The organism is Rathayibacter sp. PhB151, from assembly GCF_004366415.1.
GTDB lineage: Bacteria > Actinomycetota > Actinomycetes > Actinomycetales > Microbacteriaceae > Rathayibacter > Rathayibacter festucae.
Map to the genome: position 1 here is coordinate 106,578 of NZ_SOEN01000007.1, position 22,500 is coordinate 129,077.

Below are 22,500 nucleotides of genomic sequence, written 5' to 3' on the forward strand. Positions count from 1 at the left end.
CATGGACATCGACCTGAGCGTTCTGCGCCTGCTGGAGCGCGAGCGCGAGATCCCCTTCGAGGAACTCGTGCAGATCATCGAGCAGGCTATCCTCACCGCCTACCTCAAGCACATCGGCCAGGCGGACGACGCCGACAAGGCCACGGCCGTGGACGCCCGCGTGCACCTCGACCGCAAGACCGGGCACGTCAGCGTGTTCGTGCCCGAGATCGACGAGGAGGGCGCCGTCGTCGGCGAGTCCGAGGACTCGCCGCGCGACTTCGGCCGCATCGCGGCCTTCGCCGCCAAGCAGGTCATCAACCAGCGGCTGCGCGACATCGGCGACGAGAAGGTCCTCGGCGAGTTCAAGGGCCGCGAGGGCGACATCGTCGCGGGCGTCATCCAGCAGGGCCCCAACCCGAAGATGATCCACGTCGACCTCGGCTCGATCGAGGCGATCCTCTCGCCCGAGGAGCAGGTGCCCGGCGAGGACTACAGCCACGGCCGCCGCATCCGCGTCTACGTGACGAGCGTCAGCCGGGGCCCCAAGGGCCCGTCGGTCCAGGTCTCGCGGACGCACCCGTCGCTCGTCCGCAAGCTCTTCGCCCTCGAGGTCCCGGAGATCGCCTCCGGCGTCGTCGAGATCGTCTCGCTCGCCCGCGAGGCCGGCCACCGCACCAAGATCGCCGTGCGGGCGACCGAGCCGGGCGTCAACGCCAAGGGCGCGTGCATCGGCGAGCTCGGCCAGCGCGTGCGCGCGGTGACCGCGGAGCTCAACAACGAGAAGATCGACATCGTCGACTACTCCTCCGACCTGCCGACCTTCGTCGCCAGCGCGCTCTCGCCCGCCAAGGTGACCAGCGCCTTCGTGATCGACCAGAGCCTCAAGGCCGTCCGCGCCCTCGTGCCGGACTACCAGCTCTCGCTCGCGATCGGCAAGGAGGGCCAGAACGCCCGACTCGCCGCCAAGCTCACCGGCGCCAAGATCGACATCCAGCCCGATTCGGTGATGGACGGGGAGTGATCCCGTCCGTCGGCGGTGCGGGGAGGCGCTCCCGGGAACGAGGGAGTACAGTGGAACCCGTCAGAACGTGCGTCGGCTGCCGTCTGCGCGCCCCAAGGGCCTCACTTCTGAGGCTCGTCCTCCCCTCGAACGTCCTCGTGGTAGATCCGCGGGGTGTCCGTGCTGGGCGGGGAGCGTGGCTGCACGACGCGTACGACTGCTACGAGCTCGCGGTGAAGCGCCGCGCGTTCAGCAGGGCGTTCCGGACGCGCGAGAGCGTGGACGCGAGCGCCGTGGAGCAGTACGTCACCCGTGACCTGACCGGCTCGGCTCCTCACCCTGAGGAACCGGCCAGGCGAACGATCACACCGCAGAGAGAACAGGCAGAACGGCCCGTGAACTGATCATGAGCAACGACTGATGAGCGGCTCGAAATGAGATCCGTCCGTTTGTGATGGCCTGCCCCGTCTTGGGCGCAGGTCCGAGACAGGAGAGAAGTGGCTAAACCACGCGTGCACGAGATCGCCGCCGAACTCGGCGTCGACAGCAAGGTCGCACTTGCGAAGTTGAAAGAACTGGGCGAGTTCGTCAAGGGACCGTCCTCCAGCATCGAACCCCCCGTCGCCCGCAAGCTCCGCCAGGCCCTCCAGGGCAGCGCGAGCACGGGTGCGTCGTCGACCCCGTCGGCACCCACCGCCGGCACCGCCCGTCCCGGGGCTCCCCGCCCCTCGGGTGCCCGCCCCTCCGCGCCGATGCCCGGCCCGGCCAAGCCGCCCGCTCCGGCGCCGGCTCCGCCGATGTCGGTCGCCGAGCGTCAGGCGGCCGCTCAGGCCGCCCAGGAGGCCGCGGCCGCGGCTCGCGCCCAGGCCGCTGCGAACGCTCCCGCCGCTCCGGCTCCGACCGAGGCCGCCGCTCCGGCGCCCGCGGCCGAGAAGCCCGCTGCAGCGACCCCCGCCGCCTCGCCCGCCACTCCCGGCGGACCGAAGCCGGCGACCCCCCGTCCGGCCCCGGCGGCAGCCCCGCCGAAGTCCGGCGGCAGCTCCGCTACCGGCGGCTCCAGCCGTCCCGGTGGCGCCCCGCGTCCGGGCAACAACCCCTTCGCGAGCAACCAGGGCATGGGCCAGCGTCCCGCGACGCCCCCGCGCCCGGGCAACAACCCGTTCGCCAGCTCGCAGGGCATGGGCTCGCGCCCGACGCCCAGCAACATCCCCCGTCCCGCGGCTCCCCGCCCCGGTGCGCCCCGACCCGGTGGACCGGGCATGGGCCAGCGCCCCGCCGGCTTCGGCCAGCGTCCCGGCGGTCCCGGTGGCGGAACCGGTCGTCCCGGCGGCCCCGGCCGTCCGGCCGGCGGCGGCTTCCAGCGCCCCGGCGGCGCTCCCGGAGCGGGTGGCGGCTTCGCCCCTCGTCCCGGTGGCGGCGGCGGTCGCGGTCGCGGCCCCGGCGGTGGCACCGCTGGTGCCTTCGGTCGCGGTGGCGGCAAGAGCAAGGCCCGCAAGTCGAAGCGCACGAAGCGTCAGGAGTTCGAGCTCAGGGAGGCCCCGTCGCTCGGCGGCGTCAGCGTCCCCCGCGGCGACGGCAAGACGGTCATCCGTCTGCGCCGCGGCGCGTCGATCTCGGACTTCGCCGACAAGATCGAGGCCATGACCGGCGTGCCGGTGCCCCCCGGCAACCTGGTCACCGTCCTCTTCGCCCTCGGCGAGATGGCGACGGCGACCGAGTCGCTCGACGAGGCCACCTTCGAGGTGCTCGGCGGTGAGCTCGGCTTCAAGATCCAGGTCGTCTCGCCCGAGGACGAGGACAAGGAGCTCCTCGAGGGCTTCGGCCTCGACCTCGAGCAGGAGCTCGAGGACGAGACGGACGAGGACCTCCAGATCCGTCCCCCCGTCGTCACCGTCATGGGTCACGTCGACCACGGAAAGACGCGCCTGCTCGACGCGATCCGCAACGCCAACGTCGTCGCCGGCGAGGCGGGCGGCATCACGCAGCACATCGGTGCGTACCAGGTCGTCGCGGAGCACGAGGGCATCGAGCGCCCGATCACCTTCATCGACACCCCGGGTCACGAGGCGTTCACCGCCATGCGAGCCCGCGGTGCCCAGGTCACGGACATCGCGATCCTCGTGGTCGCGGCGGACGACGGCATCATGCCGCAGACCATCGAGGCGCTGAACCACGCCCAGGCGGCCAACGTGCCGATCGTGGTCGCGGTGAACAAGGTCGACAAGCCCGACGCCAACCCGGCCAAGGTGCGCCAGCAGCTGACCGAGTTCGGCCTCGTCGCCGAGGAGTACGGCGGAGACGTCATGTTCGTCGACGTGTCGGCCCGCGCCAACACCGGCATCCAGGACCTCCTGGACGCCGTGCTGCTCACCGCGGACGCCGGTCTCGACCTGCGCGCCAACCCCGACAAGGAGGCGCGCGGAGTCGCGATCGAGGCGAAGCTCGACAAGGGACGCGGTGCCGTCGCGACGGTCCTCATCCAGTCGGGAACGCTGCGCGTCGGCGACGCGATCGTCGCGGGAACGGCCTACGGCCGCGTCCGTGCGATGGCCGACGAGAACGGCGTCGCCGTGCTCGAGGCCGTGCCGTCGCGACCGGTGCAGGTGCAGGGACTCTCGTCCGTGCCCCGCGCCGGCGACACCTTCCTCGTCACCGAGGAGGACCGCACCGCTCGCCAGATCGCCGAGAAGCGCGAAGCCGCTCAGCGCAACGCCCTGCTGGCCAAGGCCCGCAAGCGCATCTCGCTCGAGGACTTCACCCGTGCTCTCGAGGAGGGCAAGGTCGAGTCGCTCAACCTCATCATCAAGGGCGACGTGTCCGGTGCCGTCGAGGCGCTGGAGGAGTCGCTCGTCAAGATCGAGGTCGACGACTCGGTGCAGCTGCGCATCATCCACCGCGGTGTCGGTGCGATCACGGAGTCGGACGTCAACCTCGCGACGATCGACAACGCGATCATCGTGGGCTTCAACGTCCGCCCCGACCCGAAGGCCCGCGAGCGCGCTGCTCGAGAGGGAGTGGACATCCGCTTCTACTCGGTCATCTACAACGCGATCGAAGAGGTCGAGAACTCGCTCACGGGCATGCTCAAGCCCGAGTACGAGGAGGTCCAGTCCGGTGTCGCCGAGATCCGCGAGGTGTTCCGCTCCTCCAAGGTCGGCAACATCGCGGGTGTCATCGTCCGCTCCGGCACGATCACCCGCAACTCGAAGGCGCGCGTCATCCGCGACGGCGTCGTCGTCGGGGACAACCTCGCCATCGAGTCGCTGCGTCGCTTCAAGGACGACGTCACGGAGGTCCGTACGGACTACGAGGCCGGTATCGGTCTCGGCAAGTACAACGACATCCAGATCGGCGATGAGATCGAGACGATCGAGATGAAGGAGAAGCCGCGAGGCTGACCCTGATGCTCACTGGAAGGCCCGGGTCCGCCCGGGCCTTCCGGCGTTCCTGGGGGTCCTCGGCTTCCGGCTTTCGGCCCCCGGTCTGACGAGGGATCGGGAGGCCACTCCTGCCCTCGCGCGACTTCCCGCGGGCCTGCGGCCCGCCCGCCAGACCCGAGCCTGTCGCGCGAGGGCAGGAGTGGCCTCCCTCCCTACGGGAGGATCGCTCCGTCAGCACGTGCGGACGGGGCCCGGTCTCCGAGGCGTGTCGCGTCGGGTACCTGCACCAGCACGTGGGGTGGGGCGCCTGCGCGGGAGGGGGACCGGGAGCACGGACTTCCGCCTGTATTGACGTGAGGTGCGGGTGGGGTGTCTCGTCGCGGCTCCTGGCTCGGGTCTGGCGGGCGCGGCGCAGCCGCGCGGGAAGGAGCCGCGGCGAGGCACCCCACCCGCGCCGGCGCAGCCGCGCCTGACGAGTCGAGCACAGAGCAAGCCCCCGGCAGGACTGCCGGGGAGTGGTTAGATGGCGAGCCGAACGGTTCGTCGAGAGAGATGAGGACCAGCCATGGCAGATCCGGCACGGGCGAGGAAGCTCGCCGAACGGATTCAGGTGATCGTCGCCAAGCGGCTCGAGCGCGGACTCCGCGACCCCCGACTCGGCTTCGTCACCATCACCGATGTGCAGGTGACCGGTGACCTGCAGCACGCCTCCGTGTTCTACACGGTCTACGGCACCGACGAGGAGCGCGCCGACTCGGCACTCGCTCTGAAGGCGGCGACCGGCATGCTCCGCACGGAGGTCGGCAAGAACATCACGGCGCGGCTGACGCCGTCGCTCGAGTTCATCCTCGACGCGATCCCGGAGAACGCGAAGCACATCGAGGACCTCCTCGCGACGGCGCGCAACCAGGACACTCAGGTGCAGTCGCTCGCCGCGAAGGCGGACTACGCCGGCGACGCGGACCCCTACGTGAAGCCGCGCGAGGACGAGGACGAGGACTAGGCAGCAGGCCTGAACACCGCGGAGCCCGTGGCGACGTCGACCGATTCCAGGACGACGACGACACGGGCTCCCGGCGTCTGCGGCACCGGGACGTCGACGGTCATCTCGGGGTCGAGCAGCTGGACCTGCGAGCGGGTCCTCGCGGAGGCGACGACGACGCCCTCGAAGGAGGAGCCCTCGCGGCCGCGGAGGATGGCGGCCTCGACGACGGCGGTCGCGGCGCGGGAGGCGGCTCCGGAGCGGCGGTCGCTCGCGGTCATCAGGGCGGGCAGCTCGGGCAGGGCCGTGCGGAGCCAGGCCGGGAGCTCCGCTCCGGTCGAGATCGCGAGGCAGGTGGCCAGGCCGAAGCGGTCGACCAGGCGGCGGAGCGGGGCCGTGACGTGCGCGTACGGGGCGGCGAGGGCGGACTGCTGGGGCTGATCCGGGGCGACGCCGTCGAAGGCGGTGTAGCCGGCGCCGCGGAAGAGCGTCGTCGCGGCGGACATGATCGCGAGCTGCGCCGGGTCGGCGGTGTCGAGGCGGCGGAGGTAGGCGCCGTAGAGCTCGTCGGCGCCCCAGGGGACGCCGAGGGCCTCGGTGCGGGCGCGGAAGGCGGCGACGGTGTCCTCGTCGGCTGCAGGCATGGTGCGGAGGACGCCGACGCCCGCGTCGAGCATCATCGTCGCGGCCGCCATGCCGGTGAGCAGCGAGACCTGGGCGTTCCAGCCCTCGGACGCGAGGGGTGCCCGGCGCTCGATCCGGTAGCCGCCGTCGATCGCGACGATCTCCTCGTCGGGGAGGGCGAGGCTCGCGCCGCCGCGCTCGGCCTCGCGGGCCTGGCGCTCGGTGCCGAACCAGGGGAGCAGCGCGATCGAGGGGTGCGCCTCGCCGGCGTCGACGCTGCGCTGGACGCCGTCGTAGTCGAGTCGGGCGGTGCTGCGGACGAGGGCGCGCTCGAGGCGGACGTCTGTCGGTTCGGCGGTGTCGTCGAGCTCGAGGGTCCAGACCAGGGCGCGTCGCTCGAGGTCGGGGAGCAGCGAGGCGGTGCCCTCGGAGAGGACCGGCGGGTGCAGCGGGACGCGGCCGTCGGGGAGGTAGTAGGTCTGGCCGCGGCGGCGGGTCTCGGCGTCGAGGGCCCCGCCGGGGCGGACGACGGCCGGTACGTCGGCGATGGCGTAGCGGAGCACGACTCCGGATCCGCGGCGCTCGAGGTGCACGGCCTGGTCGAGGTCGAGGGAGCCGGGAGGGTCGATCGTGACGAAGGGGACGCGCGTGAGGTCGATCCGGCCCGTGTCGTCCGCCGTGCGGTCGGCCTGCTCGGCCTCGGCGAGGGCGTCCGGCGGGAAGGCGCCCGGCAGGTCGTTCGCGGTGCGGACGGCGGCGAGCGCGCTGTCGAGCTCGGCGTCGGGGCGGGGGAGTCGGAGTCGGCGACCGGTCACGGCGCCACGCTACCCGCCCCGTCCGACACCGGAGCGCCGCTCAGGAGTGGGGGAGCAGGTAGCCGTCGTCCGGCGAGCCCGTGGCGAGGCCGTCGGCGAGGAGGCCGGCCAGGGCGCGGTCGCGCTGCTCGGCCTCCGGCCAGAGGGAGGCGATCTCGGCGGCGGTCACCGGGCCGTGCGCGGCGCGGAGCTCGGCGAGGATCAGGCCGCGCACCTGCCGATCGGAGCCCTCGTACTTCTTCTGCCGCGCCTTGACCGGGCCGTCGTAGGCCGGGTAGCCGGCGGCCCGCCAGGCGCAGGCGTCCCGGATCGGGCAGGCGTCGCAGCGGGGAGCGCGGGCGGTGCAGACGATCGCGCCGAGCTCCATCGCGCCCGCGTTGAAGGCGGCGGCGTCGGCGAGGCCGTCGGGGAGGAGCGCCTCCATCGCGGCGAGGTCGGTCTTCGCGCGCGGTGGGCCGGGCTCGGCCGCGCCGTCGATGGCGCGGGCGATCACGCGCCGCACATTGGTGTCGACGACGGGGTGGCGGTGGCCGAAGGAGAAGACGGCGATCGCGCGCGCCGTGTAGTCGCCGATGCCGGGGAGGGCGAGGAGCGTGTCGACGTCGTGCGGGACGACACCGCCGTGCTGCTCGGTGATCGCGACGGCGCAGGCGTGCAGGCGCAGCGCCCGGCGCGGGTAGCCGAGCGACTGCCAGGCGCGCACCGCCTCACCCGGAGGGACGGCCGCCAGATCGGCCGGGGTCGGCCAGCGCTCGAGCCACTCGGCGAGCCGCGGGATCACCCGCACGACCGGCGTCTGCTGGAGCATGAACTCGCTGACGAGGGTGCCCCAGGCGGGGAAGCCCTCGCGGCGCCAGGGCAGGTCGCGGGCGTTCTCGCGGAACCAGTCGACGATCGCCGCGGAGAGTGCGGGCATCGATGCGGCGGGCGTCGATCCGGTGGGCATCAGGTCACCCTAGGCCGTCCCGCGTATCGTGGGCGAATGACCAAGTGGGCTCCGCAGAAGGCCGATGTGCTCGACGCGCTCGCGGCGGAGGTGCTGCACAACTACGGGCACGGCCGCGTGGCGGTCGGGATCGACGGCGACGACCCGGAGGTGTCGGCTGAGTTCGCGCTCGCGCTGGCCGAGGCGATGCGCCGGGCGGGCCGCGACACGGTGGTCGCGCACCTCGCCGACTTCCGCCGTCCGCGGGCCGAGCGGGAGGATCCGTCGATCCCGGAGGCGCAGCGCGCCTACCTCGCGGGCTACGACTACGAGCTGCTGCGGCGCGTGCTGCTCGATCCGTTCAAGCTGGGCGGCAGCACCGGCTTCGTCCTGGCCGGCTACGACGGCGTGCGCGACGAGGCGCGGCAGGCGCGCTGGCGCACCGCCGGCCGCGACGCCGTGCTGCTCGTCGACGGGCCGTTCGCCCTGCGCCCCGAGCTCCGCGGAGCGTGGAGCACGTCGATCCGGCTCGACACCCAGGAGCCGCCGGTCGACGAGGCCTATCGGGCGAGCACGGATCCGAAGCGGATCGCGGGCATCCTGGTGGACGTCCGCGACCCGGAGCACCCGCGCCGGCTCTTCGCCGACTCCTGCTGAGTCGTCCCGCGCTCCTCCGCTAGACGGAGGACGCCCGCCGGACCACGTCGTCCGCGGGCAGGAAGGCGCCCGAGCGCTCGACCTCGTGCACGAGGTCGACGAGCAGCTGGTTGACCGGCGCCTCGCGCCCGAGGCGGTGCGCCGTGCGGACGACCGCGCCGGCCAGATGGTCGATCTCGCTCGGGACTCCGCGCCGCACGCTCTGCAGCGTGGACCCCGGGTTCGGCACGTCGCCCATCCGGGTCGCCATCCGCCTCGGCAGCAGCTCGACGACCGGCAGCGGCGCGGCGGCGAGCGCGCGGATCCGGGCGTCGGTGAGCCCCTGCAGCGCGCCGAAGCGGACGCCGGCGGCCAGGCCGGTCCGAGCCGCCTCCCGCATCGCCCGCGCGAGCAGCCGGCGCAGTCCCGCGTGGGCGATCGTCTCCTGCACCGAGAGACCGGTGATCGCGGGCAGCGCGTTGACCTCGTTGATCAGCAGCTTCGTCCACTGCGCTCCGAGGAAGTCGTCCGTGGTGGCCGTGGGCACCGCCTCGCCGAGGATCGCGGCGGCCCGGCGGACGTCGTCGTCGGCGGGGCGGCCGGGGACGCCGAGGGTCGTCGTCGCCGGGGCGGTCACCGTGACGCGGCCGGGCTCGAGGTGGCTGGCCGCGAAGAGGGCGAGCGCGCCGACGAGGCGGGCGTCGCGCACCTGGCGGGCGGCGGCGTCCAGGCCGTCGAGCCCGTTCTGAACCACGACGAGGAGCGTGCCGTCGACCGTGCGGCGGTTGGCGCGGAGCGCGTCCTCGGCGTCCTGCGCCTTCGTGCAGAGCACGGCGAGATCGGGGACGAGGTCGAGCGTCTCACCGCAGCGGACCCAGGCGGTGTGCTCGCCCCAGGCGCCGTCGAGGCGGAGGCCCTGCCGCCGGATCGCCGTCAGGTTCTCGCCGCGCGCTGTCACCTCGACGTCGTGTCCTGCGCGGTCCAGGAGGGCGGCGACGGTGCCGCCGACGGCGCCCGCTCCGAGTACGGCGATCCTCATCCGGACAGCCTAGAACCGCGGCGGGCGGCGGCCGTGCCGGGTGCGGGCTCCGCGCGGCCGACTCCCGAACTGCGCGTGTATCCTCGCACCCGTGCTCGAGACTCCCAGCCCTTCTGCGGCGGCTCCGAACGGGATCCTCCTGCTGGACAAGCCGGGCGGGATCACCAGCCACGACCTCGTCTCGCGGACCCGCCGCCGCGCCGGGACGCGCAAGGTCGGACACGCCGGGACGCTCGATCCGATGGCGACCGGGCTGATGATCCTCGGCCTCGGTCCCTCGACCCGGCTCCTCACCTACCTGGTCGGTCTCGACAAGGAGTACGAGGCCACGATCCGCCTCGGCGCCGCCACGAGCACCGACGACCGCGAGGGCGAGACGCTCACGACCGCCGAGCCCGGCGCCGTGGCGGCCCTCACCGCCGAGGCGGTCGACGCCGTCGTGGCGACCCTCACCGGCGCGATCGAGCAGATCCCGAGCGCGGTCAGCGCCATCAAGGTGGACGGCCGCCGCGCCTACGCCCGGGTGCGCGACGGCGAGGAGGTCGTGCTGCCGGCGCGACCCGTCACCGTGAGCGCCTTCGACGTGCTCGAGCGCCGCGAGGCCGACGGCTTCCTCGACCTCGACGTCCGCGTCACCTGCTCGTCCGGCACCTACATCCGCGCGCTCGCGCGCGATCTCGGCGCCGCGCTCGGCGTCGGCGGGCACCTCACCGTGCTCCGCCGCACCGCCGTCGGCCCGTTCCGGGTCGCCGAGGCCGGCGTCATCGACGAGCTCGACGTCCCCGCCGCCCTGCTCACGCCGACCGCGGTCGCGGGCGAGCTGTTCCCGCTGCTGCACCTGGACGCCGGCGAGGCGGTCGACCTCGCCAACGGCAAGCGGATCCCGGTGCCCGAGGCGTTCGCGGGAGCCAAGGGCCTGCTCGCCGCCGTCGGTCCGGGGGAGCGCCTGGTCGGCCTCGCCGAGCGCCGCGGCGCCGCGCTGAAGAGCGTCGTCAACTTCCCCACCGAGGAGCTCCGGGTGGCGACGTCGTGATCGACTGGTTCGCCACTCTCCAGGTCGGCATCGCCGTGGCGGCGGGCCTGCTCTGCCTGGTGCTCGGGATGATCGGCCGGCGCCCCTCCGACGTCACGGTCGGGGCCACCGCGATCGTCGAGCTGCTGCTGATCGTCCAGCTCGCCGTCGCGATCGTCTCGCCCCTGGTCGGCAACCGCCCCACCGGCAGCCTGCCCGAGTTCTACATCTACCTGGTCTCGGCGCTGATCCTGCCGCTCGCCGCCGGCTTCTGGGCGCTGATCGAGCGCAGCCGGTGGAGCACGGTCATCCTCGGCGTCGTCTGCCTCGCGATCGCCGTGATGGTCTACCGGATGCACCAGATCTGGTTCTTCCAGGCCGCCTGACGCTCCCGATCCCCGGCCGAGGGGGAGAGATTGCAGCGAGCGCCTACCATTGACCCTGCGATGTCGAACCAACCCAGCGATGCGCCCGGACGGGCGGCCCAGGACCCAGCTCTGCCGAACCAGGATCAGCGACCCGCCCGCTCGGCGCGGTCCCGGGGGATCGGCAGCCTCCTCGTGGTCGTCTACGGCATCCTCGCGCTCGCCGCGACGGGCCGCTCGGTCTTCCAGATCATCGACCGCTTCGACGAGGCGCCGCTCGCGTTCTCGCTCTCGGCGCTCTCCGCCGTCGTGTACATCGTTGCGACGATCGCCCTCGTGGCTCCCGGCCGGGTCTGGCAGCGCATCGCCTTCGTGACCATCACCTTCGAGCTGGTCGGCGTGCTCGTCGTCGGCGCGATCAGCGTGCTGGCCCCGCAGCTGCTCGGGCTCTCGAGCGCTGATCCGTTCGGCCGGCAGTCGACGGTCTGGGCGGCGTTCGGCGCGGGCTACCTGCTCATCCCGCTGGTGCTGCCGGTGCTCGGGCTCTGGTGGCTGCGGGTGCAGGGCCGGCGCTCCTCCGCGGGAACGGCGGCCTGATGCGCGTCGAGCAGCGCCCCGCCGACCTCACCGGCATCGGCCCGTCCGCCGTCACCATCGGCAAGTTCGACGGCGTGCACACCGGCCACCGGGCCGTGATCGACACCCTGCACGCGCGGGCCCGCGAGCGCGGTCTGGCCGCGGTCGTCGTCACCTTCGACCGGAATCCGCTCAGCGTCATCGCCCCGGAGAAGTGCCCGCCGGCCCTGGTCGGCAACGAGCAGAAGCTCGAGCTGCTGGCCGGGACGGGGATCGACGCGACCCTGCTGCTGGCGTTCGACGAGCGGTTCCGCTCGCTCACGGCCGAGGAGTTCGTCCAGCAGGTGCTCGTCGATGCCCTGGAGGCGCGCGTGGTGCTGGTCGGCTCCGACTTCCGCTTCGGTGCGCACGGCGCCGGCGACGTCGCGATGCTGCGGGCGCTCGGCGAGACCCACGGCTTCGAGGTCGAGCTGATCGACGACGTGCGGCCCGAGCACGGCCGCCGCGTCTCCTCCACCTGGATCCGCGAGCTGCTCGCCGAGGGCGACGTCGAGCACGCCACCTGGCTGCTCGGCCACGAGCCGGTGGTGCGCGGCGTCGTCGTGCACGGCGCCAAGCGCGGCCGCGAGCTCGGCTTCCCGACCGCGAACCTCTCGCCCGAGTCGCAGGGGCTGATCCCCGCCGACGGTGTCTACGCCGGCCGCTTCGTCACCGAGGGCCGCAGCTACCCGGCCGCGATCTCCGTCGGCAGCAACCCGACCTTCGTCGGCGTGCCGCCCAAGCAGGTCGAGGCCTACCTGCTGGACGAGACGATCGACCTCTACGACCGCGTCGTCGACGTGGCCTTCGTCTCGCGCATCCGCGGCCAGGTGGCCTACGAGGGCGTCGAGCCGCTGATCCGGCAGATGAACGACGACGTCGAGAAGGTCCGCACGATCCTCGGCGCGGAGCGGCCGGCCGGCTGACGCTCTCGGACTCCGCGGGGGCGGCTCCGGCGGTCCTAGCAGTGGCCGGAGCGGTGCACCAGCGGGAGAGCGCCCAGGGGCGGCGGCGTACCGTGGCTCGCATGAGCGAATCCTCACCCGCCCCGTCGCGCCCCTCGGACCCGTCTCGCCCGCTGGCGCTCGTCACCGGAGCGACCGGCTACATCGGCGGCCGCCTCACCCCGCGCCTGCTCGAGGCCGGCTACCGGGTCCGCGTGCTGGTCCGCGACCCGCGGAAGCTCGCCGAGGTCCCGTGGGCCGAGGAGGTCGAGGTGGCGCAGGGCGATCTCAGCGACCCGGAGTCGCTGGCGGCCGCGTTCGAGGGTGTCGACGTCCTCTACTACCTCGTGCACTCGATGGGCTCGGGAGCTGATCACGCGCGCTTCGAGCAGGTGGAGAGCGGCGCCGCCAGGAACGTCGCCGAGGCCGCGCTCGCGGCCGGTGTCGACCGGATCGTCTACCTCGGCGGCCTGCACCCCGACGTGGAGAAGCTCTCGCCGCACCTGCGCTCGCGGGCCGAGGTCGGCCGCATCCTGATGGCGTCCGGCGTGCCGACGATCGCGCTGCAGGCCGGCGTCATCATCGGCTCCGGCTCCACCTCGTTCGAGATGGTCCGCCACCTCACCGACGTGCTGCCGTACATGCCCGCGCCGCAGTGGGTCCGCAACTTCATCCAGCCGATCGCCGTCCGCGACGTGCTGCACTACCTGCTCGGCGCCGCCGCCCTCGAGGACGCGACGCTGAACCGCACCTTCGACATCGGCGGGCCGGACGTCCTCCGCTACGGCCAGATGATGAACGGCTACGCGGTCGAGGCGGGGCTCGCGCAGCGGCCGATCGCGTCGCTGCCGGTGTTCACGCCGTGGCTCGCCTCGCAGTGGGTCAACCTGGTGACGCCCATCCCGCGCTCGCTCGCGGTGCCGATCATCGCCTCGCTGCAGTACGACTGCGTCGTGCGCGAGGACGACATCCGCGGGCTGATCCCGGACCCCGAGGGCGGGCTGACGCCGTACCGCCGCTCGGTCCGGCTCGCGCTGGGCAAGATGCAGGCGGGCGAGATCGAGACCAGCTGGCAGAACGCCGAGGTCGTCGGCGCCCCCAGCGACCCGCTGCCGAGCGACCCGGAGTGGGCCGGCCACACGGTCTACGTCGACCTCAAGGTGCGCCGGACGGACGCCGACCCGGCGAAGCTCTGGCGGGTCATCGAGGGCATCGGCGGCACCAACGGCTGGTACTCCTTCCCGCTCGCGTGGGCGATCCGCGGTTGGATGGACAAGCTCGTCGGGGGAGTGGGCCTGCAGCGCGGGCGCCGCGACTCCGAGCGGCTGCACGCCGGCGACGCCCTGGACTTCTGGCGCGTCGAGGCGATCGAGCGGCCGACGCTGCTGCGCCTGCGCGCCGAGATGAAGGTGCCGGGCGGCGCGTGGCTGGAGATGCGCGCGGAGCCCGGCGAGGACGGCGGATCCGTGTACACCCAGCGCGCCGTCTTCTTCCCGCAGGGTCTCGGTGGGCGGCTCTACTGGTTCGCCGTGCTGCCCTTCCACGGCGTGATCTTCAACGGGATGGCCAACCGCATCACGGCCACCGCGACCGACCTCGCCGACGCCGGCGAGGAGCGCTCCCCTGGTGGGCGCGGGGCGCAGCGGTGACAATGGAGGGGTCCGCGGGCGGCGACGCCGCCTCGGACGCGAACGAGAGGAGCACGATGAGCGAACGATCGGACACGGACGCGGGGCGCGATCTCCAGCTGGGAAAGGTCGCCTTCATCGGCGACAGCATCATCCAGGGCGGGTCCTGGGACGAGTGGTTGACCGCGTCGACGGTCGTCGACGAGGGCATCGGCGGAGCGACCAGCGACGACGTCGTCGAGCGGCTGCCCGAGCTCGTCGAGGGGGCGCCCGACACGGTGGTCCTGCTCGTCGGGACGAACGACCTGGCCTACCACCGCACGACCGAGCACATCGTGCGCAACATCGAGACCATCGTCGCGACCTTCCGCCGCGACCTCCCCGACGTGCGGATCCTGGTGACCTCGATCCTGCCGCGCGCCCGCGAGTTCGGCGCGCAGATCCGCGAGGTCAACCGCCACCTCTGGCAGTTCGCGCCCACCGCGCACGCCGGCTACCTCGACCTCTGGCCGGTGCTCGCCGGCGAGGACGGTGCCCTGCTCGAGCAGTACTCGCCCGACGGCCTTCACCTCAACGAGGCCGGCTACGGCGCCTGGCGCGACGCCCTCGGCCCGGCCCTCGACTCGGTGCTGCGGATGCCGCCGCGCACCCGGCCGATCACGCTGCCGTACGACGAGTTCGCGCGGCCGAAGACGGCGTAGCGCCTCGAGGCGAAGGGGAGTGGGACCGTCTGGTCCTGCTCCCCTTCCTCGTTGTCGAGAGCGGCGGATTGCGCCTTAGTGGTCCGATATCCCACGCCATCGTGGATGGACGACAGTAGCGGCCCGTAGCCTCGATGCAGAAATACCAGCCCCGCTGTCGCTCACTGATTCTCGAGTCGCCGAAACGACATGGGCTGGTTCTCTTTTCTCCTGCTACCGCGAGTCTTGTTCCGATGGCACGGCTCTTCGGGGATGGATCGGCGGTTCTTGCCCGAGGCATAGGCGGCGACGGCACTGTCGATCGTGCACCCGGCCGGGTGCGCACGAGAGCCGGAGGCGCAGCATGAGCAGCACGATCGAGAACCAGGGACCGGGGACGGCGGAGTGGCCGCCGCCGACGGCGGGGACCGCGGCACCGAGTGCGGCGGGGCCGGTGTCGCCGCGTCAGCCGCTCTGGCGACGGCGCCGCGTCCGGTGGATCGCGCTCGCCGTCCTCGCCGGTCTGCTGCTGCTGGGCGGCGGCTTCGGGATCGGCTACGCCGTCGGGAACGCGGTCGGGTCCTCCACCGTCGGCGGGTTCGACCCGTCGCAGCGCGGCGGGATGCCGGACGGCGGCTTCCCCGGCGGCGGCGGGCCCGGGTCGTTCGGCGGACAGGGGAGCGGCACCGGGACGGATTCGGGCACCGGGACCGACTCGGGCACCGGCGCCGCGACCGGGACGGCGAGCTAGCCGAGGGCCTCGCGGAAGGCGGCGAGGGCGTCGTCCGAGAAGAGCACGAAGCGGACCTCGTCGAGGGCGCCCGGGCGGTCCTCGGCGGCGGCGAGTCGGACGGAGTCGACGGCGATGCGCGCCGCGCTGGCCATCGGCCAGCCGTAGACGCCGGCGGAGACGGCCGGGAAGGCGACGGTGCGGGCGCCGAGGGCGCGGGCGACGCGGATCGACTCGGTGTAGGCGGAGGCGAGGACGGCGGAGCGGTCGTCGCTCCGCGAGTACACGGGGCCGACGGTGTGCACGACCCAGCGGGCGGGCAGGCGGCCGGCGGTGGTCGCGACCGCGGAGCCGGCGGGGAGTCCGTCGCGCAGCTCGCCCGCCCGGAGGCGCCGGCACTCCTCGAGGATCTCGGGGCCGCCCGCGCGGTGGATCGCTCCGTCGACCCCGCCGCCGCCGAGCAGCGACGAGTTGGCGGCGTTGACGATCACGTCGACCTGCTCGCGGGTGATGTCGCCGCGGACGGCGGTGAGCGCGGTCACGAGCGGTTGTTCGACAACTCGAAGATCTTCACGAGCTCGGCGATCGCGGCCTCGCGCGCGTCGCCGCCCTCGTCGAACATCGCGGTCACGTGCGTCCGCAGATGGTTCTCGACGATCAGCTTGTTCAGCGAGCCGAGCGACTTCTGGATGGCGAGCGACTGCGTGACGATGTCGACGCAGTAGTCCTCGTTCTCGATGGCCTTCTCGAGGCCGCGCATCTGGCCCGCCAGGATGCGGGCGCGGTGCAGGGAGCGCTTCTTCAGATCCTCGATCACCCGCCCAGTTTACGCCTCGACGCCGATACCCGGCGGGGGTATCGGCCCGCGAGAGGACGCGAGCTGTGATTGGTGAAAGCAGCGTCGGCGCCCGTTTCGAGTCGTCTCGATCGGGGTGCCGCGCACGAGTGAACCCGTGCTGGGGTGCGCCGGCCCGTCCGGCCCCTCGTCGCGTCCGGGCGCGCACGAGCGGGGCCGCACTCCTTCGAGTCGACGCTCGATGGGGTCTGCGGGCGCACTCGAGCCCAGACCGGGTCGACTCGCTCGGGAGGAGGAGGTCGAACAGACAGCTGTCGGGGCCTACGGGTGGGTCCGGACCCGATCCGGGTCCGATCGTGACGGCACGGAGGCGCGGCTCTGCGAGTGGACGCGTACTGGTGCCCGTGCGCGGGCGTGCGCCCGGTTCGGGTCGGTTCGCGCGGGGCCGGAGCCGCACGGGCCGTGCGGGGTCCGGAGCGGAGCGGTCGGGACCGCCCCGTACGATCGACGGGTGAACGCCAAGAAGTCCGGCCCCCCGCGCGGCGGCACGACCGCCCGCTACCCGTCCCGCTCGAGCGCGCGGATGGCGCTGGCGCCGGGGATCCTCGCGGCGATCATCCTGCTCGCGGGGCTCGCACTGGTCGGCGGTGACGCCTACGACTTCGTCCGGTATCCGGTGGCGATCCTCGCGGCCGTGATCGGCTGGTTCGCGATCCAGGCGAAGGCGTACTACTGGCTGATCGGGCTCGCGCCGATCGTCGTGCTCTGGAACCCGGTGTTCCCGTTCTCCTTCCCGGACGCCGTCTGGTCCTCGCTCCACCTCGCCGCGGTCGGCGTCGTGGTCGCCGCGGGACTGATCATCCGAGTGCGCGTCGCCGAGTGATCCGGCGGCCGCTGAACGCGCCCGCAGGCGTGAGGTGCCGCCGATCCGGCGCTGAGGAGTAGACTCGACGCGCACCCGCACGCCGGGGATGCTGCGACCGGGTCTCAGACCCGTTGCTCGGAGCTCCCGACGGCCACCGGGCGCATCGGTGCCCGTCTCGTCCCAGGCGTGACGCGGCCAGTGCAACACACGCAGTGCAGGCAAGACCCGCACAGCACGCAAGACACGCACAGTGCAATGCGACGGTAGAGCGCGGGAACCCCTCCTCCGCCCCCGTCCACGTCGAGGAGGAGCATGGCTCGCAGCGGCCAGCGTCAGTCCGGTCAGTCGCGTCGTTCGACGAACGCGAGCCCGGGCACCCGCCCGCGGTCGCGCCCGCGCGGCGTCGACAACTCCGGGATCATCCCGATCCTCGCCCGTCGCGTGCGCGAGGTCGAGGCGAAGGCCCAGACCGGCAAGGTCGGGCCCACCAATCGCACGAAGTTCCTCGTCATCGCCCTCCTGATGCGCGAGGAGCGCAAGCGGGTGAAGACCGACACCGAGCTGAGCGACTCGCAGCGCGCGGAGGAGATGAAGCGCCTCGACGGCATCGCGACGATCCTCGCGAAGACCGCGGCGCGCGACACCAGCCTGATCGCCCTGCTCGAGTCGGAGGCGGGCATCACCGCCGCCGCGCAGAAGCTGCGCCGCGACTGGCTGCTGGAGGCCGGCGCCGAGCTGAGCCCCGACGAGCTGCTGATCGTGACCGAGCCGGAGCCCAAGCCGGAGGTGCCGGTCAACCAGGTCGTGCCGCCGTCGGTGCGCGCGCGCCAGCTCGCCAACCCCTTCCTCCCGCCGGACTTCTCGATCGCCAGCGCGCCCACCCCCGCCCGCCGTCGCCTCGACGACTGGGAGCTGCTCGGTCCGCTGTTCAAGGCGTTCGAGTACGGCGCCGGAGGCCGCGCCGCCAGCATGGAGCTGCCCGAGCCGCCGAAGATCGACCGGGTGACGCCGCGCGGTCGCGACCTGATGCCGCACCAGGCACGCTTCATCGAGGGCGCGCGCGAGGGGCACCGCAGCTTCCTGCTCGCCGACGAGCCGGGCCTGGGCAAGACGGCGCAGAGCCTCCTCGCCGCGTCCGTCACCGGCTCCTACCCGCTGCTGGCCGTCGTGCCCAACGTCGTGAAGATGAACTGGGCGCGCGAGGTCGAGCGCTGGACGCCGCAGCGCCGCGCCACCGTCATCCACGGCGACGGCGGCACGCTCGACGCGTTCGCCGACGTCGTGATCGTCAACTACGACATCCTCGACCGGCACATCGGCTGGCTCGGCAGCCTCGGCTTCCGCGGCATGGTCGTCGACGAGGCGCACTTCATCAAGAACCTCCGCTCGCAGCGCTCGCAGAGCGTGCTGGCGCTCGCCGCGAAGATCCGCGAGACGACGCCGGGCCACGACCCGCTGATGATCGCCCTCACGGGAACGCCGCTGATCAACGACGTGGACGACTTCCGCGCGATCTGGCGCTTTCTCGGCTGGATCGACGAGACCAAGCCCGGGCCCGAGCTGATGAGCCTGCTCGAGGACACCGGGCTCACCCCCGCCGACACCGGCTTCTACCCGGAGGCGCGTGAGGCGGTCATCGACCTCGGCATCGTCCGGCGGAAGAAGATCGACGTCGCAGCGGACCTGCCCTCGAAGCGGATCGTCGACCTGCCGGTCGAGCTGGACGACGACCTCGGCCGCTCGATCCAGAAGGCGGAGCGCGAGCTCGGCGCCCGGATGCTGCAGCGCTACAGGGCCGTCACCGCGTCGATCACGCACGAGCTCGACGACGACGAGCGCGAGCGCTTCGTCCGCATCGTCGCGCAGAGCGAGCTCGAGGAGTCGAAGTCGGCCAAGACCGGCGAGAACGTCTTCACGATGGTGCGCCGGATCGGCCAGGCCAAGGCGGCGCTCGCCGCCGACTACGCCTCGCAGCTGGCTCGCTCGGTCGGCAAGGTGGTCTTCTTCGCCAAGCACATCGACGTGATGGACCAGGCGGAGGAGACCTTCGAGAAGCGCGAGCTCACCTCGGTCTCGATCCGCGGCGATCAGTCGGCGACGTTCCGCCAGTCGCAGATCGACGCCTTCAACGAGGACCCCGACGTCTCGGTCGCGGTCTGCTCGCTCACCGCGGCGGGCGTCGGCGTCAACCTGCAGGCCTCGTCCAACGTCGTCCTGGCCGAGCTGTCCTGGACCTCGGCCGAGCAGACGCAGGCGATCGACCGTGTGCACCGCATCGGCCAGGAAGAGCCGGTCACGGCCTGGCGCATCATCGCGGCGCACACGATCGACGCCAAGATCGCCGAGCTGATCGACGCGAAGGCCGGCCTCGCCGCCCGCGCGCTCGACGGCGCGGACGCCGAGGTCGCCTCGGCCGACACGGTTCAGCTGGACGCGCTCATGCACGTCCTCCGCGAGGCGATCGGCTGAGCGGAGCCGCGAAGAAGTCGCGCTCGAACACGCTCGAGCGCAGGAACGCGTCGCCCATGGCGGCGCGTTCCGCGTTCGTGCCGCGAGCGGCGGCCGCCTCGGTGATCGCGATCGCGCGCTCGGTCGCGACGGCGAAGGCAGGATCCGCGTAGGTGACGAGCCAGTCCGCGTAGGGGTGCCCGGGCCGGTTCGCCGCCGCGAGGCGCTCGCCGATGTCCGCGTAGAGCCAGAAGCAGGGCAGCAGCGCGGCGACGATCTCGCCGTAGCTCCCTCTCGTGCCGACCGCGAGTAGGTGGTCGACGTAGCCGCGGGTGACGGGGGAGGCCGTCGCCGTGCGCTCGCCGAGGCGGTCGCGGTGCAGCTGCGCCTCCGCCGCCAGAGCTGAGGCCGACGACTCCGCCCAGAAGACCTGCTCGGCGGTGCTCGGCGCCCGCTGCGCGGCGATCGCGAGGACCCGGGCGTACTCGGTGAGGTAGAGCGCGTCCTGCTCGAGGTACCACTCGAAGTCGTCGCGGTCGAGGGAGCCGTCGCCGAGCGCCGTCACGAACGGCAGGGCGTCGATCTCGGCGCGGAGCTCCTCCGTCTCGGTCCACATCCGCTCGCAGAACGCGGGGGCGCGCAGGCGGTGGAAGTGGTCGATCGGGCCGTTGCCCTCGCCGACCCGGAGTGCGTCGGCGCCGCGGAGGGCGCCGTTCAGCCAGTCCTTGGCGTCGATCAGCGCATGAGTGAGGGTGTCCGGAGTCGTCCCGCCGCCGGCGAGGAGCGTCGCCATCGCGGAGGAGAGCGAGCAGCCGGTGCCGTGGGTGTTGCGGGTGGCGACGCGCTCGCCCGGCACCTCCCGCACGCCGCCGTCCGGGGTGACGATCGCGTCCGGCGTCGCCGGGCCGTCCAGGTGCCCGCCCTTCACCAGGACCGCGGTGCCGAGATCCCGGGCCACGGAGCGGGCCTGCTCGAGCGCGGCGGACCAGTCGGCGGCCGGCTCCGCTCCGGCGAGCACGGCCAGCTCGGGGAGGTTGGGCGTGACCAGGCAGGCACGGCGGACGAGCGCGCGGACCGCCTCCTCCGACTCGGGGTCGAGCAGGCGGTGACCGCTGGTCGCGACCATCACCGGGTCGACGACGACGAGCGGCGGGTGCACGGCGTCGAGCCAGTCGGCGATGACCGCGCCCAGCTCGGCGTTCGCGATCATGCCGATCTTCACGGCGTCGATCTCGACGTCGTCGCTGACCGCGTCGAGCTGCTCGCGGAGGAAGGCGGCGGGCGGCAGGTGGATCGAGCGCACGCCGCGGGTGTTCTGCGCGACGAGGGCGGTGACCACGGCCATCCCGTAGCCGCCGAGCGCGCCGATCGACTTGAGGTCGGCCTGGATGCCGGCGCCGCCCGTCGGGTCGGTGCCGGCGATGCTGAGGACCCGGGGGACCGGGCGGGGCTGCGGGAGCGCGGCACTCATCGGTCCCACTCCGTCCGGAAGGCGCGAGCGGCGGATTCCGGATCGTCGGCCGCGCAGATCGCGGAGACGATCGCGAGACCGGCCGCGCCGGCGCGGCGCAGGGCCGCGGCGTCGCCGGATGTGACTCCGCCGATGGCGACGCAGGGGAGCGGGGTCGCGGCGGCGAGTGCGGCGAAGCCGTCGATGCCGAGCGGGACCGGGTGGTCGGGCTTGGTCGCCGTCGCCCGGATCACGCCGACGCCGAGGTAGTCCACGGTGCCGGCGGGCAGTGAGTGCGCGGCGGCGAGGTGGGCCGGGGTGTTCGCCGTCAGGCCGATCACCGCGCCGGCGCCGAGGATGCTCCGCGCGGCGAGGACGGGCAGGTCGGACTGGCCGACGTGCACGCCGTCGACGCGGGCTCCGGCCAGGCGGGCGGCGAGGACGACGTCGACGCGGTCGTCGACCAGCAGGGTCGTGCGCTCGTCGAGGACGGCGGCGACGGCGCAGGTGAGGGCGACGAGCTCGGCGGCGGTCGCCTCGTGGTCGCGGACCTGGACGACGCGGACGCCGCCGGCGACGGCCGCAGCGACGACGGCCGGGACTCCGCGCGGACCGCAGAGGCGGGTGTCGGTGACGAGCTGGAGCGACAGGTCGATCATGCGATCCGCGCCCCGCTCTCGACCTCGTCGGCGGAGAGCGCGGCGAGGGCGTCGAGGAGGCCGACCGCGAACGAGCCGGGGCCCGCGGCGGTCTCGGCGGCGCGCTCGGCGGCGAGACCCCAGACGACGGACGCGGCGACCGCGGCCCCGATCGCGTCGGAGCTCCGAGCGCCGAGGAAGGCGGCCATCACGGCGCCCAGCGCGCAGCCGCCGCCGGTGACACGGGTGAGCAGCGGGTGCCCCCCGGTGACGCGGACGACGCGCTCGCCGTCGGTGACGACGTCGACGGCACCCGACACCGCGACGACCGACCCCCACCTCTGAGCGAGCGCGACCGCGGCCTCCAGCGCCTCCTCCGGGCCGTCGACGGCGTCGACTCCGCGACCGCCCGCGCCGAGACCGGCGAGGGCGAGGATCTCGGAGGCGTTGCCGCGGATGACCGCGGGCCGCGCCTCGAGCAGCTCCGCCGCGAGGGCGGTGCGCACCGGCAGCGGACCGACGGCGACCGGGTCGAGCACCCAGGGGGTGCCGGCCGCGCTCGCCGCCGCGACGGCCTCGCGGGCGCCGTCTCGCTGCTCCGCGTGCGGGGTGCCGAGGTTCACCAGCGTCGCGGAGGCGATGCCCGCGAAGACGCCGGCCTCGCCGGGCAGGTCGCACATCGCGGGACTCGCGCCGAGTGCCAGCAGGCTGTTGGCGGTGAAGCCGGTGACCACCGCGTTGGTGATGCACTGCACGAGCGGCGCGGCGGAGCGCAGCGCGTCGAGGTCTCGGGCGACGGCCGCGCCGTCGAGGAGGGTCGGGTGGGCAGGCGTGCGAATGCTCATTCGCGACATCCCTTCGCTAGTACGAACTAGATCAGGTTCGACGGGTCTCTTCTCAGCCCTGGTGGGCACCCCGTGTCACTGCCGACGACCCTAGCGGGTCG

Annotated in this window: 22 protein-coding genes and 1 riboswitch; of the genes, 14 read left to right on the forward strand and 8 right to left on the reverse strand. The window is 73.2% G+C overall.

Features of this window, described 5'->3' with window-relative positions:
* Position 1: 1 nt before the first annotated feature.
* The 4 genes from nusA to rbfA all read left to right on the forward strand — a co-directional run bounded on the left by nusA (position 2) and on the right by rbfA (position 5,365).
* A complete protein-coding gene (gene nusA / locus EDF35_RS07845) occupies positions 2–1,003 on the forward strand; it encodes a transcription termination factor NusA (protein WP_123445531.1) in 1,002 nt (333 codons plus the stop codon).
* A 50-nt stretch (positions 1,004–1,053) separates the two neighbouring features.
* On the forward strand, positions 1,054–1,386 hold the full coding sequence (locus EDF35_RS07850; protein ID WP_123702952.1) for a YlxR family protein: 333 nt from the start codon (positions 1,054–1,056) through the stop codon (positions 1,384–1,386).
* Between the two features lie 93 nt (positions 1,387–1,479).
* Positions 1,480–4,380 carry a translation initiation factor IF-2 gene (gene infB, locus EDF35_RS07855; protein ID WP_133961681.1) on the forward strand — a complete coding sequence of 967 codons (2,901 nt, stop codon included), beginning with the start codon at positions 1,480–1,482 and terminating at the stop codon, positions 4,378–4,380.
* A 547-nt stretch (positions 4,381–4,927) separates the two neighbouring features.
* On the forward strand, positions 4,928–5,365 hold the full coding sequence (rbfA, locus tag EDF35_RS07860; RefSeq protein WP_123445535.1) for a 30S ribosome-binding factor RbfA: 438 nt from the start codon (positions 4,928–4,930) through the stop codon (positions 5,363–5,365).
* On the opposite strand, the gene EDF35_RS07865 is transcribed toward rbfA, so the two are convergent.
* Together EDF35_RS07865 and EDF35_RS07870 are read right to left on the reverse strand one after the other, a co-directional pair.
* The gene (locus EDF35_RS07865; RefSeq protein WP_133961683.1) at positions 5,362–6,783 is read right to left on the reverse strand and encodes an RNB domain-containing ribonuclease; all 1,422 of its coding nucleotides are present in this window, start codon (positions 6,781–6,783) and stop codon (positions 5,362–5,364) included. The genes rbfA and EDF35_RS07865 overlap by 4 nt on opposite strands.
* A gap of 40 nt (positions 6,784–6,823) precedes the next feature.
* Positions 6,824–7,699 (reverse strand): A/G-specific adenine glycosylase, encoded by an 876-nt coding sequence (locus EDF35_RS07870; protein WP_133962695.1) that lies wholly within the window; start codon positions 7,697–7,699, stop codon positions 6,824–6,826.
* 66 nt (positions 7,700–7,765) lie between these two features.
* Between EDF35_RS07870 and EDF35_RS07875 the strand changes: the two genes are divergently transcribed.
* A complete protein-coding gene (locus EDF35_RS07875; protein WP_133961685.1) occupies positions 7,766–8,365 on the forward strand; it encodes a hypothetical protein in 600 nt (199 codons plus the stop codon).
* Between the two features lie 19 nt (positions 8,366–8,384).
* On the opposite strand, the gene EDF35_RS07880 is transcribed toward EDF35_RS07875, so the two are convergent.
* Entirely contained in the window at positions 8,385–9,383 is a 999-nt protein-coding gene (locus EDF35_RS07880; protein WP_133961687.1) for a 2-dehydropantoate 2-reductase, read from the reverse strand.
* Positions 9,384–9,474: 91 nt separating this feature from the next.
* Between EDF35_RS07880 and truB the strand changes: the two genes are divergently transcribed.
* The 7 genes from truB to EDF35_RS07915 all read left to right on the forward strand — a co-directional run bounded on the left by truB (position 9,475) and on the right by EDF35_RS07915 (position 15,378).
* Positions 9,475–10,416, forward strand: coding sequence for a tRNA pseudouridine(55) synthase TruB (gene truB, locus EDF35_RS07885; protein ID WP_133961689.1), 942 nt, complete (start codon positions 9,475–9,477; stop codon positions 10,414–10,416).
* Complete coding sequence (locus tag EDF35_RS07890) at positions 10,413–10,781, forward strand: hypothetical protein (protein ID WP_133961691.1); 369 nt, start codon at positions 10,413–10,415, stop codon at positions 10,779–10,781. Before truB ends, EDF35_RS07890 begins: the two co-directional genes overlap by 4 nt.
* 60 nt (positions 10,782–10,841) lie before the next feature.
* Positions 10,842–11,357 (forward strand): hypothetical protein, encoded by a 516-nt coding sequence (locus EDF35_RS07895; protein WP_243839898.1) that lies wholly within the window; start codon positions 10,842–10,844, stop codon positions 11,355–11,357.
* Complete coding sequence (locus tag EDF35_RS07900) at positions 11,357–12,301, forward strand: bifunctional riboflavin kinase/FAD synthetase (RefSeq protein WP_133961693.1); 945 nt, start codon at positions 11,357–11,359, stop codon at positions 12,299–12,301. The genes EDF35_RS07895 and EDF35_RS07900 overlap by 1 nt, the downstream gene beginning before the upstream one ends.
* Before the next feature lie 101 nt (positions 12,302–12,402).
* Positions 12,403–13,968: an SDR family oxidoreductase gene (locus EDF35_RS07905; RefSeq protein WP_133961695.1), complete on the forward strand. Its 1,566-nt coding sequence runs from the start codon at positions 12,403–12,405 to the stop codon at positions 13,966–13,968.
* Between the two features lie 56 nt (positions 13,969–14,024).
* Positions 14,025–14,648: a GDSL-type esterase/lipase family protein gene (locus EDF35_RS07910; RefSeq protein WP_123732416.1), complete on the forward strand. Its 624-nt coding sequence runs from the start codon at positions 14,025–14,027 to the stop codon at positions 14,646–14,648.
* Positions 14,649–14,991: 343 nt separating this feature from the next.
* Positions 14,992–15,378 (forward strand): hypothetical protein, encoded by a 387-nt coding sequence (locus EDF35_RS07915; protein WP_133961697.1) that lies wholly within the window; start codon positions 14,992–14,994, stop codon positions 15,376–15,378.
* On the opposite strand, the gene EDF35_RS07920 is transcribed toward EDF35_RS07915, so the two are convergent.
* Positions 15,375–15,899 (reverse strand): O-acetyl-ADP-ribose deacetylase, encoded by a 525-nt coding sequence (locus EDF35_RS07920; RefSeq protein WP_123702972.1) that lies wholly within the window; start codon positions 15,897–15,899, stop codon positions 15,375–15,377. The genes EDF35_RS07915 and EDF35_RS07920 overlap by 4 nt on opposite strands.
* Entirely contained in the window at positions 15,896–16,174 is a 279-nt protein-coding gene (locus tag EDF35_RS07925; RefSeq protein WP_123445545.1) for a metal-sensitive transcriptional regulator, read from the reverse strand. Before EDF35_RS07925 ends, EDF35_RS07920 begins: the two co-directional genes overlap by 4 nt.
* 490 nt (positions 16,175–16,664) lie before the next feature.
* Here EDF35_RS07925 and EDF35_RS07930 point away from each other — a divergent pair, with 490 nt between their 5' ends.
* Complete coding sequence (locus EDF35_RS07930; protein WP_243839899.1) at positions 16,665–17,036, forward strand: DUF6804 family protein; 372 nt, start codon at positions 16,665–16,667, stop codon at positions 17,034–17,036.
* A 294-nt stretch (positions 17,037–17,330) separates the two neighbouring features.
* Entirely contained in the window at positions 17,331–19,487 is a 2,157-nt protein-coding gene (locus EDF35_RS07935; protein WP_133961699.1) for a DEAD/DEAH box helicase, read from the forward strand.
* On the opposite strand, the gene thiD is transcribed toward EDF35_RS07935, so the two are convergent.
* From thiD to thiM, 3 genes are all read right to left on the reverse strand, one after another.
* A complete protein-coding gene (thiD, locus tag EDF35_RS07940; protein ID WP_133961701.1) occupies positions 19,456–20,937 on the reverse strand; it encodes a bifunctional hydroxymethylpyrimidine kinase/phosphomethylpyrimidine kinase in 1,482 nt (493 codons plus the stop codon). The genes EDF35_RS07935 and thiD overlap by 32 nt on opposite strands.
* The gene (gene thiE / locus EDF35_RS07945; RefSeq protein WP_133961703.1) at positions 20,934–21,575 is read right to left on the reverse strand and encodes a thiamine phosphate synthase; all 642 of its coding nucleotides are present in this window, start codon (positions 21,573–21,575) and stop codon (positions 20,934–20,936) included. The genes thiD and thiE overlap by 4 nt, the downstream gene beginning before the upstream one ends.
* Positions 21,572–22,399, reverse strand: a complete 828-nt coding sequence (thiM, locus tag EDF35_RS07950) for a hydroxyethylthiazole kinase (protein WP_133961705.1) — start codon at positions 22,397–22,399, stop codon at positions 21,572–21,574. The genes thiE and thiM overlap by 4 nt, the downstream gene beginning before the upstream one ends.
* Positions 22,391–22,482, reverse strand: a riboswitch (TPP riboswitch). It overlaps the preceding gene by 9 nt.
* Between the last annotated feature and the right edge of the window lie 18 nt (positions 22,483–22,500).